We start from the raw sequence: 13,399 nt of genomic DNA, 5'->3' as shown, positions 1-13,399 counted from the left end.
TACTTCTCCCAAAAATCGAGATTTGGGCATTGTTAAATCTCAACCCAAATCCCGACAACAACCCACTTTGAACTTATCTCCATATCCTGCTTGACATTTTGACCATCGCCTTAAGTTGTCACCAATATCCTCTCTCAGGGAACGAAGAGGAAATTGCGGGAATTTATCAGAAGCTTCAGGAGTTGGGGATAGAAACTCTGCAACCAGCAACCTTTCCCTTACCAAACGCTATCAGTATTAAAGACCATACAGCAGCAATCCTACTGATGGATGCAGCACGTCATTTGCTGCGAAGTGGAGCAGGGCCATTTCGGTGTTTGGGACGTTTATCTTTGCGTCCTCGTCCTTATCAGTTAGTGCCTTTATTGATGGCGTTGCGATTAGAAACAGTGCGTCTACTCATTGCAGACGACGTGGGAATTGGGAAAACCATTGAAGGTGGATTAATTGCTCGTGAACTTTTAGATAGAGGTGAAGTAAAGAGGATAGCTGTCCTTTGCCCTCCTCATTTATGCGACCAGTGGCAGCAAGAATTACGCGAAAAGTTTCATATTGATGCTGTGGTAGTCCGTTCTGGAACAGCTTCTAAATTGGAGAGAGCAATCCCGAATGGTTCTCATATATTTAGTTACTATCGACACCTGATTGTTAGCTTGGACTATGCCAAAGCAGAACGCCGTCGTGCAAGTTTTATTACACACTGTCCTGATTTTGTAATTGTGGATGAGGCGCATACTTGTACCCGTCCCAGCAGCAAGAGTACATTTCAGCAGCAACGCCACCAATTAATTCAGCAGATTGCCGAGAAAAGCGATCGCCATTTATTATTACTTTCGGCTACTCCTCACAGTGGCATTGAAGAGTCGTTTTTATCCCTGCTAGGATTACTCCAACCGGAGTTTGAGCAATTAACCCTAGACCGCCTAACAGAGAAACAGCGAGATAAACTGGCAAGTCATTTTATCCAGCGTCGGCGGGCAGATGTTAAGCAGTGGTTAGGGAATGAAACGCCTTTTCCTGAAAGAGATTCAGAAGAAAAGCCTTACAAGTTATCGAAGGAATATAAGCAATTATTTGATGATGTCTACAACTTTGCTCGTGGGTTAGTAAAAACTACAACGCAAGACATGAGCTATGCCCAGCGTCGGGGACGTTATTGGTCGGCCTTGGCGTTGATTCGTTGTGTAATGTCTTCTCCCGCCGCCGCAGTAGCAACGTTAAACCGTCAGGTGAGTAAATCCGGTGACGATAGTTTGCTTGCTGATTTAGACGAAGATTTAATGAGTTCTTACGTTTACGACTCCACAGACCAGGAGCAAGCTGTTGATGCAACTCCGACTGTGGTTGTAGAACAGGGACAGCAAAGCTATGGCGATACAGATAAACGCAAACTCCGAGCTTTTGTGCAAGCAGCCCAAAAATTACAGGGTGAGAAAGACCAAAAATTACAATCATGTATCGCTTCTATACAAACCCTGCTTTCAGAAAGTTTTAACCCGATTATCTGGTGTCGCTATATTGCTACAGCAAATTATGTTGCTGATACTCTCAAGCAAAAACTAGAAAAGAAGGGGAGTCAAATTCGAGTCATTGCCATTACTGGGGAACTTTCAGAAGATGAAAGAGAAATACGTCTGCAAGAGTTAAAGTCATATCCTCAAAGAGTTTTGGTAGCTACTGATTGTTTGAGTGAAGGGGTAAACCTGCAATCTCACTTCAGTGCGGTGATTCACTACGATTTACCCTGGAATCCGAATCGTTTGGAACAACGGGAAGGACGTATTGACCGCTATGGTCAAACTGCAAGTCAAGTTAAAACTTTGTTGCTTTACGGTTCAGATAATCCGGTGGATGGCGCGGTTTTAGATGTGCTAATTCGCAAGGCTGTACAAATTCACAAGACCTTGGGAATTACTGTCCCCGTACCAATGGACAGCACCACAGTGTCGGAAGCTGTTTTTAAATCTTTATTTGACCGCGCTCAAGATGCGGTGCAATTGTCTCTACTGGATTTATTCGATGAAAAAGAATCTGCTGTTGACCAAGTTCATAAAAATTGGGACAAAGCAGTAGAGCGAGAAAAAACTAGCCGTACCCGCTTTGCTCAACGTTCAATCAAACCTGTGGAGGTACAGCAAGAACTGATTGAATCTGACCAAATTCTAGGTAATGAACAGGATGTGAAACGGTTCGTGTTGTCAGCAGCAAATCGCCTATCTTGTTCGTTAAGTAAGAAAAAACAGGGTTGGCTACTATCCACAATTCCCAATTTTCTCCAGCCTGTACTGGGGGATAAGCCGCGCTTGCTCACCTTTACAACCCCTGCACCAGAAGGGGTGGAATATGTAGGGCGGAATCACCCTTTGGTAGAAGGTTTAGCGCGTCACATTATTGAAGATGCACTCTCGAATAATCAAGAACCCATAGCAGCGCGGTGTGGTTTTACTACGACGGATACTGTCACCAAGCGCACGACTTTGCTGTTATTGCGGCTACGGCATTTGTTAAACAGCCCAAAACACCAAAGTTTGCTGGCGGAGGAATGTGCAGTAGTTGGATTTACTGGCCCTCCATCAAATCCCATCTGGCTGACACCGGAGGATGCAAAATCTTTGCTGGAACAAGCTAACCCTGTGGGTGATGCGCCTCTAGGCATCAAACAGGCGGAAATTGAAGAGTTACTCAGCAAAATTACAGAGATTGAGCCTGATTTAGAACTATTTGCCAGAGATCGATCGCATTCTCTTTCCCAATCACATCGACGAGTCAGAGCAATCACCCAAGAAGGACAGATTCAGGTTAAACCCCAGCTACCAATGGATATTCTAGGGGTTTATATTCTCCAGCCTGGGAAAATTCGTAATTCGTAATACCCCTTCGGGGAAGCAAGCTACGTAATTTTTTAGACAATTTTTAATATTAGGTGCGTCAAAGATGAGTGTAACAAGGATTACTTTAGCAGGCGTTCAGATTGAAGGGAATTTGCTAGCAGCAGATATAACTGCCGAATTGTTGGCAGGTAATATCAAAGGGCAAGCACCAGAGGATTTTGGTTTTACGAAAACTGACAAGCTAGCAGATGAAATTGCGATCGCTTGGGGTGATGCTAAAGCTTATTGGGCTGCATTTCAACGGCAATTAGACAGGTTAGATGCAGATGATACCGCTACCAGCGTCACCCGCGAACTGTGGGTAGTTCCCTTGCTACGAAGTCTCGGATATAACCCTGTTTACACTGCTAAAGCCGAAGTAGTGGAGGGACAAACCTATGCGATTTCTCATCGTGCGGAATTAGGCGAAAACAAGCCACCTATCCACATTATTGGTTGTCGAATCAAGGTAGATCATCGTCCTCCCAGTGGCACACCCAGGTTATCAGCACACGCACTGGTGCAGGAGTATCTTAACAAGACGGAACATCTGTGGGCGATCGCAACTAATGGTTTTCGCTGGCGGTTACTGCGCGACTCTTCCTTGATGACTCGTCTTACCTACGTTGAATTTGACTTAGAACAGATTCTCAACGGTGAGAACTTTGCCGAATTTGGGCTATTTTATCGGTTATTTCACCGTTCCCGCTTGCCTGAAGGTATGGATGATGCCGATAAGTGCTTGCTGGAATATTACCACCAAGAGGCACTGCAACAGGGCGGACGGGTACGCGACAGACTCCGAGATGGGGTAGAAAAAGCACTAATACAGTTAGGCACAGGTTTTCTACAACATCCCAGTAATGAAAACTTGCGGCAGAAGCTTGCTGCTGGTAAAGAATTAACAGATATCGGATATTATCGCCAACTGTTGCGACTGATTTATCGCCTGCTGTTTTTGATGGTGGCAGAGTCCCGTAATTTATTAATAATTGGTGAAGATGTCGAGAAAGCGCGAATCTACCGAGAATATTACAGCATTGAGCGCCTGCGAGAGTTAGCCGAGCGTCCCCATTGGCGGCGGGAAGGCTTTGAAGATTTATGGCAGGGTTTGTGGGTTACATTTTTGCTATTTGATGAAAATTGGCGGGGAAAATATTTAGGATTATCACCATTAAATGGCGATTTATTTGGTTCGTCTACTCTACCAGCTTTAGATGATTGTGCTATTGATAATCACGACTTGCTAGTAGCAATTCGGGAGTTATCATTATATCAAGATAAGGGGCAATTACGACGGGTAAATTATGCTGCCTTAGATGTGGAAGAATTAGGTAGCGTATATGAAAGTCTGCTTGATTTTCACCCAGAAATATCTCCTAAAAATTACGAATTCAAATTAGTATTTGGTAGTGAGAGGAAAACTACAGGCTCTTACTATACGCCACCGCAGCTAGTAGGACAACTGATAAAAACAGCCTTAGAACCTGTAATTGAAGAAAAGCTTCGGAACGCAGAAAATAATTACGAATTAGAAAAAGTACTTCTTGACCTCAAAATTGTAGATCCTGCCTGTGGTTTTGGTCATTTCCTCTTAGCCGCAGCACGTCGGTTAGGAAAGGAACTAGCTAAAATTCGTACTGGTGAACCTGAACCAGGCAGTGAACCTTTAAAGTTAGCGATTCGAGATGTTATCCAAAATTGCATTTATGGGGTAGATATTAATCCCTTGGCTATTGATTTGTGTAAAGTAGCATTATGGATTGAAGGTTTTTCTCGCGGCTTACCTCTTAACTTTTTAGATCATAGGATTAAGTGCGGTAATTCCCTTGTGGGAGTGATGGATTTGAGTTGTTTAGATGAAGGAATACCAGATGAAGCATTTAAGCCAGTAACAGGTGATGATAAGGCTTTAGCAAGCCGTCGCAAGAAGGAAAATAAAAATCAACGTGAGACAGATTTACAAGGACAATTATCAATATTTAATAATTTAGAACTGAAACGTACACAATATATTGAAAGTTTTCGAGAGTTAGGAGAAATTCCTGAAACTTCACCTCAACAAGTAAAAGACAAGCAGGCGCAGTATCAGCAAAGTCGTAAAAGTCCGGGTTGGTGGCAAGACTATTCAGCGTGTAATTTGTGGACTGCGGCATTTTTTATGCTATTAACTGAAGAGAATTTACAGTTATTACCAACTACGGCGGCTTTATCTCAGCTATTAAAAGGGAATGTATCAACGCAAAAGGTTGTAGATGCAGCAAATAATTTGGCTGAAGAAAAGCAATTTTTTCACTGGTGTTTAGAATTCCCAGAAGTGTTTGAACAAGGCGGATTTAATTGTGTGTTGGGCAATCCACCTTGGGAAAGAATTAAGTTACAAGAGAAAGAATTTTTTGCCTCTCAAAGTGCGGAAATTGCTAACGCTGTAAATAAGGCGGCGCGGGAGAAGTTGATTAAGGAATTACCCAAGAAAAATCCTGAATTAGCACAAGCTTTTGAAGAAGCAAAGCATGATGCTGAGGCACAAGGGAAATTTATTCGAGAGTCAGGTAGATTTCCTTTAACTGCGGTGGGAGACATTAATACTTACGCTGTATTTGCTGAGACTACGAGAACATTGATTTCATCTGATGGAAGAGTTGGGATAATTGTTCCTACCGGAATTGCAACTGATGACACTTGTAAAAAGTTTTTTGGAGATTTGACACAGAAACAAGCTTTAGCAAGCCTGTATGATTTTGAAAATAGAGAACATTTATTTACTGCTTTGCACACAAAAACTAAATTTTGTTTATTAACCATATCTAATAGTTATAAGCAAAATATTTCTTTTTCTTTTATGCTAACTAAAATAAAAGATTTGAAAGATAACAGGCAAGTATTTAATCTTTCTTTAAAAGATATATTATTGTTTAATCCCAATACAGGTAATTGCCCGATTTTCAGGAGTCTTACTGATGCGGAAATTACTAAAAAAATCTATCAAAATGCTCCGGTTTTAGAAAATGAGTTCACAAAAAGCAATCCTTGGAGTATTTCATTTATGCGAATGTTTGATATGGCAAATGATTGTGATTTATTCAAGTATGAAGTCGGTGATGACTTATTTCCGCTTTATGAAGCTAAGATGTTTTATCATTTTGATCATCGGTGGGCAACCTATGATAATGGAGAAGTAAGAAACTTAACCGATATAGATAAAACTAATGTTAATACTTTTGTAACACCTCGTTATTGGGTAAATCATAGAGAAGTTGAAAATCGTTTAGCAAATAAATGGGATAAAGAATGGTTAATAGCTGTTCGTGATATAACAGATTCGAGAAATGAACGTACTGCTATTTTTACAATATTACCTAAAATTGCTACTGCTAACCCTGCACATATTTTATTTATAAAATCTAATAATTCTCACAAGGTTTTATGTTTAATAGGTAACTTCAATAGTTTAGTTTTTGATTTTGTAGCTAAACAGAAAGTTGGTGGTACTCATCTAGCTTTTTATATTCTCAAACAACTCCCTGTTCTTCCCCCAGAATTATACACCCCAGAAGATATCAAATTTATTAGCGATCGCGTACTCGAATTAGTCTACACCGCCTGGGATATGCAACCCTTCGCCAAAGATATGGGATACAACGGCGAACCCTTCATTTGGAACCCCAACAGACGCGCATTATTAAGAGCAGAATTAGACGCATATTACGCGAAACTCTACGGACTCACCCGTGATGAACTGCGATATATTCTAGACCCTGCTGATGTCTACGGCGCAGACTTCCCCAGCGAAACATTCCGCGTTTTGAAGAATAACGAAATTAAACAATTTGGTGAATATCGCACACAAAGGTTAGTGCTGGAAGCATGGGATAGAATGTTTAAATAATTCGTAATTCGTAATTATGAAAACAGATGCAATTTTCTATGAAATATTGAAAGAATTTCCTAACATCTTCTTTGAAATCATTGGTAAACCAGATATTAGCACCAATAGTTACGAGTTTACCGCACCAGAAATTAAACAAACAAGCTTCCGATTAGATGGATTATTTTCTCCATTAAAAGAATTTCCTAATCAACCACTGTACTTTGTAGAGATTCAGTTTTACAAAGATGAAGAATTTTATGACCGACTATTTACAAGTATTTTTCTTTACTTTACACAATATCAGCCACCTAACCCTGACTGGTTTGCAATAGTTATCTATGACAAACGCAGCAATGAACGTAGCTATCCCCAACGTTATCGTTCCTTGCTAGAACCTCATCTACGTCGCTTTTACCTAGATGAACTTGACGACGCACCAGATGATTCTCTGGGAATAGGAATTGTACGCTTGGTTATAGAGAGTCAAAATAAAGCCGGAGAATTGGCCAAAAACCTAATTGACAAAGCTAAAGAGGAATTGACAGACACTCTTATTCAAAGAAAAGTTTTAGAATTTATAGAGACAATCGTAGTCTACAAGTTTCCTAACTTAAGCCGCGAGGAGATAGAAACCATGTTGAACTTAAACATACTTAAAGAAACTAGAGTTTATCAAGAAGCAAAAGCAGAAGGTGAAGAAGAAGGTGAACTAAAAGCTAAGTTAAAAATTTTGCCAAAGCTGGTGCAAAGGGGACTCAGTGTTCAGGAGATAGCAGAGTTATTAGAATTGGATAATGACACCATTAGACAAGCTTTGGGAGAGTAGTCTTAAATTAGATGATTTACTCTGGAGTACAGAGAAACCATGCTGAACTTAAACATACTTAAAGAAACTAGAGTTTATCAAGAAGCAAAAGAAGAAGGAAAACTAGAAATCAAATTGAAAATGATACCAATTTTGCTGGAACTAGGGTTAACTGTTCAAGAAATTGCTGAACGTTTAGAACTAGATATGGAGGAAGTAAGAAAAGTTTTAGAAGAGATGTAAAAATATCAACACGTATTTTGTTATTTCTCGTGTCTATAACGGGAAATATAGTAGATAGGGTGCGTTAACGAACTAATGCACCCTATCTACTAAAATCTAGAATTAAATTTTATGAAAATTACTATAAAACTACAGGAATTATTACAGCAGCATGAGAATGGAATTTTACCTATTAGCAATTTATTAAGTCAAAAATTAGCATTCCTAGATTGTACAGGAATAATAGCTGTTACGCCAGAACAATTAACTTTGTTATTTACAAGTATTCCTCAAAATTGGGATATACAAGAAATTGCAGAAATCTTCGATTTTTCTACTATTACTCAAAGCTTTAATTACCAACTTCAAGAATCGATTGACCAACGCTTAGATCGAACAAATCCTCAAGTACCAGTAAACAGTAGTTCATCCTCTCTCACCAATTCTCAGTTCCTTGATATATTTAATTTCCGCAACGAAGTAATTGGCGACTACCGCCGCTATATTGAAAGCTTCCTCAAAATCCGCGACGAAAAAGTAAAAGCATTTGTCGATAACGAGTTAGAAAAAGGTCAACTCTGGACTGACCCTTTAGTGCAACTTAACCCTAAATATCGTCCTGGCGCATCAGTCACTACATTAGTACAGCAACGTCTTCTCCATCCAGACTGTACACGCTACTTCTCACAAGATGGTAAACCTTTTACCTTCCACTACCACCAAAAAGAAGCCTTTGAAACAGCACAACGTCAAGAACCCTACGTTGTCACCACAGGAACGGGTTCCGGTAAAAGCCTAACTTATGTTGTCCCCATCATTGATGATTTGCTACACCATCCTGAAATCAAAGGAGTTAGGGCTATTTTGGTTTATCCCATGAATGCCCTAATTAATTCTCAGGAAGAAGAATTAAGAAAATTTCTCAAACAAGTCCCTAACACCCATATTCGCGTTGAAAAGTACACTGGGCAAGAAAAACTAGAGAAGAAAACCGAAATTCAAAACAACCCGCCCCAAATCTTGCTCACAAATTACGTGATGCTAGAGTTAATGCTGTCTCGCACTCACGAAGATAAATTAGTAGCATCCCCCGATTTAAAATTTCTCATACTAGATGAACTGCATACTTACAGAGGACGGCAAGGTGCAGATGTCGCCATCTTAATTCGCAAACTTCGGCAACGCTGCGGCCAGAAACTTCTGTGTATTGGCACTAGCGCCACCATGTCTTCCGAAGGTTCCCGCCAGCAACGCCGTCAGGTAGTCGCAGATGTTGCTAGTAAATTATTCGGCGTAGAAATTCAACCCAGCAACGTCATCGATGAAACTTTAGAACGTTCTATCAAAAGTGCTGCACCCACCACCGAAAAATTGCAGGAAAGCATTATTCAAGGTTTACCCCCAAAGTCCGAACAAACCTTAGACGCTTTTAAACAGCATTCCCTTAGCCACTGGGTAGAGATGAACTTTGGTTTAGAAGACAAACAAGGACATCTCGTCCGCCGCACACCCATCACCCTAGAAACAGGTGCAAATCAACTCGCAAATGAAACCCAACTCAACGAGCAAACTTGCTTAAATATCCTCAAACAGATATTTCTTTGGGGAAGCAAAACAAAGGGATTGGCATTCCGCCTGCATCAGTTTATTTCCCAAGGCGGTAGTGTTTACGCCACGATTGAAAATCGAGACAAACGACTTCTCACCCTAGAAGGCCAGTACACAACCACCGAAAACCGCCTGCTTTATCCCCTCGTCTTTTGTCGGGAATGCGGACAGGATTATTATGTGGTACGCTACGATTCTGAAAAAGACATTGTACTGCCCCAATTACCTACAGCCTTAGATAGTCTTGACAATGAAGATATCAAAGAAGGCTACCTAACCCTTGATGAACCCGGACTTTGGGATAAAGAAGACGAAGAGAGACTTCCCGACTCATGGTTTAAAGAAACTAAAAGGCAAGGGCGTATTCCCGAAAAAAAATATGCACCTTTTATTCCCCACAAACTGCAAGTTTTACCCAACGGTAAAGTCATAAACTCTGTATTACAGGGAACTACCTGTTGGTTTATTCCTAAACCCTTTCTTACCTGTCTCCACTGTGGTGTATTGTACGACCAAAAGAAAAACGAATTTACTAAACTCTCTCGTCTAAGTAGCGAAGGACGTAGTACCGCAACAACTCTACTTTGTCTTTCTACCGTCAGTCGCCTCAAGCAAGTTTTCACTGGCGAGAAAGCCAAAGCCGCAAAAATCCTCAGCTTTACTGATAACCGTCAAGATGCTTCATTACAGGCAGGACATTTCAATGATTTTGTCCAAACCAGTTTCTTACGAGCAGCTTTGAATAGTGCTATTCAAGAAAATGAAAAGTTAACTCACAAAGCACTGGCGGCGGAAGTTGTCAAACAGATGGCTTTATCTCAAGCAGATTATGCAATCGAAGCCGCAGAATTTGGCTTTGGTAAACGCAAGAATGAAGAAGCTTTTAGCAATTTAATTGAATATCGGCTATACGAAGATTTGCGTCGCGGTTGGCGAATTGTCCAGCCTAATCTAGAACAATGCGGTTTATTAACCATAGAATACGCCGAACTATTAGCAACTTGTGAAAATACTCAACTCTGGCAAAAATACCGCCATCCAATTTTACTGCAAGCCTCACCGTCACAAAGATATTTTGTTGTTAAAACCTTCCTCGACCACCTCAGAAAAAAATTGGTAATTGATGCGAAAATTCTACAACGAGAGGGTACAGAACAACTGAAAAAGGAAGTATCTCAAGCACTAAAAGACCCTTGGACTATTGATAATTTTGAATATTTACACGAAGCTAGTTGGGCAAGCCTCAGCCCCACAGAGAAAAAAGGTAAATCACGGCGGAATACAATTAGACTGACATTTCGCGGTGAAATCGGGCGCTTTCTGCGTTCTAATCGGGCATGGAATTGGTTGCAAAAACCTTTGCCAGAGTCGGATTATAACCAATTAATTAATGCTCTGGTAAATGCTTTGGCAGACGCAGGTTACTTATACAAGAAGGAAGAAGAAGTCCAACTAAAAATTAATTCAATGGTCTGGGTAGCCTCAAAATTAAGTGAAATTCCCCCCGACCCTTTAACCTCCCGTCGTTTGCAGGGTAGCGACAGAAATACTTCTGTCAACCAATTTTTTCAAGACTTCTACCAAACTAACGCTCATCAAATTAAAGCACTAGAAGGGCGAGAACATACCGGACAGGTAAAAAACGAAAACCGCCAGAAACGAGAAGACGCATTCCGTCATGGCAAATTAGCAACTTTATTTTGCTCCCCGACAATGGAATTGGGGATAGACATTTCCGACCTCAGCGTTGTCCATCTGCGGAATGTTCCCCCCAGTCCAGCCAACTACGCCCAACGCAGTGGTCGCGCCGGCAGAAGTGGACAGGAAGCTTTAGTAATTACTTATGCCTCCATTGGTAGCGGTCACGACCAATATTTCTTTAAACGTCAAAGTCAAATGGTTGCTGGTGTCGTCGCCCCACCCAAATTAGAACTAGCAAACCAGGATTTAATTAAATCTCATGTGTATTCAATTTGGCTGGCACACACTGGCTTATACTTGGAAAATTCCATGAACCAAATTCTGGAGTTAGATTCGCCGGACTGTCCGCTAAAAGAAGATGTCACTCAGAAAATCAAGATGAGTCAGGAAAAATTAGCCAAATGTCTGGCAGCTACAAAACTGATTTTATCTGATACCTTCTGCCAAAACGATCTGAACAAAACCTCTTGGTATTCTGAAAATTGGTTACATTTTACCCTAGAAAATGCAGATAATGCCTTTGATCAAGCTTGCGATCGCTGGCGTAGACTATACAAGGATGCAGTTGAACAATTAGAAAAAGCCCGCGAAAGCACAAGTCGTTATACCAGAGGCTATGCAACCCAAGAAGAACGGGATATCGCTAAAGCCCAAGAAAAAGAAGCACTGCGACAAATTGACCTGTTAGTGGGACAAGTCCAAGGTAAAAGCAATAATCAGTTTGAATTTTACCCCTATCGTTACTTTGCTGCGGAGGGATTTTTACCTGGGTTTAACTTCCCCCGCTTACCAGTCCGGGCATTTATTCCCACAGAAGAAAGTGGCGAATTTATTTCCCGCCTCCGTAGCGTGGCTTTGAGAGAATTTGCTCCTGGTAATGTTATTTACTATGAGGGTAGTAAATTTATGGTGGCTAAAACCAAAATCCCTGTTGGTGGCGCTGACTATCAACGGGTAAATGTCTGCTTTAAATGTGGTTATTTCCATGAAGGGGCAACCAGTAACCGCGATACTTGTGAGAACTGCGGGGCAAAACTTGTCGATAATAACAATAATAAGGCTTTACTTACACGCTTATTATCAATGGAAACTGCGATCGCTTGGAGACGAGAACGCATTACCTGTGATGAAGAAGAACGCCTGAAATACGGTTACAACATCACCACCCATTTCCGTTATGACCAGCAAAAATGCCAATCAGCAACAGTACAGACTGCCGATGGTACAGAATTATTACGTTTAACCTATGGCGCTACGGCAGACATCTGGCATATTAATCGCGGACTGAACAAGAAAAAAAGTGAGGAACGAGGATTTAAACTCGACATCAAAACTGGTACTTGGGGCGATGCCAAAAACGACTTAGCAAAAGATAGCATTCACGCCGACGTTAACTTAATGGTGAAAAACACCTGCAATATTCTGGTTGTTGAACCATTAAGCGTACCCACAGACGAAAGAGAAGCTTTTATTGCCACCCTGCAATATGTATTGGAAACTGCCATCCAAGCAGTGTACAAATTAGAAGCCGATGAACTCGACTCCGAACGCCTGGGAGACGGGAAATATTTGCTGTTCTGGGAGGCTACAGAAGGCGGTGCAGGTGTCCTTTCTCAACTATTAGAAAAACCTAATGCTTTTCAAAAAATAGCCGATGCAGCTTTAGATATCTGCCATTTCAAAGAACCTAAAGATAGCTGTGTCCAAGCTTGCTATGAATGCTTGCTTTCTTACCGTAACCAGTTCGACCATGCTTTGATAAATCGCCATCTCATCAAACCCTTACTTGACGAACTACAAAAAAGTACAGTGCAGATAGAAGGAATATGCCGTGATGAACAGTATCAACAACTGCTGCAACAAACAGACCCCAATTCCGAATTTGAACGCGTAGTTTTACATGAAATTTATCACCGTGGATATAAATTACCCGATACTGCACAGGAATTGATTCCAGAGTCAAACTGTAAGCCAGATTTTCTTTATAAAGAAAATTGCATTGCTGTTTTCTGCGACGGTTCAGTTCATGACAGCCTTGAAAAACGTAAGCAAGACCAAATAGAACGGGATAATCTGAAGCACAATACCAGCTACCATATCCTTACTCTACGGCATGATGAAGATTGGCGAAGAGAGTTGACAAAGCTAGCAAGTTTGTGAGTGGCTTTAGAGTGCGATTGCTTTTATTTGACCCAAAATATACTGAGCAGATAGTATAATTAATTTGTAAAATTACGATATTGAATTTAAATAGGAAACAGGAGAATTAGATGAAAATCAATTAAAAAGTTCATTTTTGTATTTATTATATACTTTTTCTAA

General features: G+C 40.8%; 5 protein-coding genes. All 5 read left to right on the top strand.

The genetic code is table 11. The features are described 5' to 3' along the window. Positions 1 to 98 precede the first annotated feature (98 nt). The 5 genes from H6G92_RS21750 (at position 99) to H6G92_RS21730 (ending at position 13,237) form a co-directional block, all read left to right on the top strand. Positions 99 to 2,870 (top strand): helicase-related protein, encoded by a 2,772-nt coding sequence (locus tag H6G92_RS21750; RefSeq protein WP_242059266.1) that lies wholly within the window; start codon positions 99 to 101, stop codon positions 2,868 to 2,870. Between the two features lie 64 nt (positions 2,871 to 2,934). Further along, a complete protein-coding gene (locus tag H6G92_RS21745; RefSeq protein WP_190895673.1) occupies positions 2,935 to 6,759 on the top strand; it encodes an Eco57I restriction-modification methylase domain-containing protein in 3,825 nt (1,274 codons plus the stop codon). 16 nt (positions 6,760 to 6,775) lie between these two features. Continuing rightward, positions 6,776 to 7,567, top strand: a complete 792-nt coding sequence (locus H6G92_RS21740; RefSeq protein WP_190895672.1) for an Rpn family recombination-promoting nuclease/putative transposase — start codon at positions 6,776 to 6,778, stop codon at positions 7,565 to 7,567. 39 nt (positions 7,568 to 7,606) lie between these two features. Further along, on the top strand, positions 7,607 to 7,789 hold the full coding sequence (locus H6G92_RS21735) for a hypothetical protein (protein ID WP_190895671.1): 183 nt from the start codon (positions 7,607 to 7,609) through the stop codon (positions 7,787 to 7,789). Positions 7,790 to 7,900: 111 nt separating this feature from the next. Continuing rightward, the gene (locus tag H6G92_RS21730; RefSeq protein ID WP_190895670.1) at positions 7,901 to 13,237 is read left to right on the top strand and encodes a DEAD/DEAH box helicase; all 5,337 of its coding nucleotides are present in this window, start codon (positions 7,901 to 7,903) and stop codon (positions 13,235 to 13,237) included. The last annotated feature ends 162 nt before the right edge of the window (positions 13,238 to 13,399 follow it).

Source organism: Nostoc foliaceum FACHB-393, from assembly GCF_014698505.1.
Classification (GTDB): Bacteria; Cyanobacteriota; Cyanobacteriia; order Cyanobacteriales; family Nostocaceae; genus Nostoc; species Nostoc foliaceum_A.
This window is presented reverse-complemented; position numbering and strand designations above follow the sequence as displayed.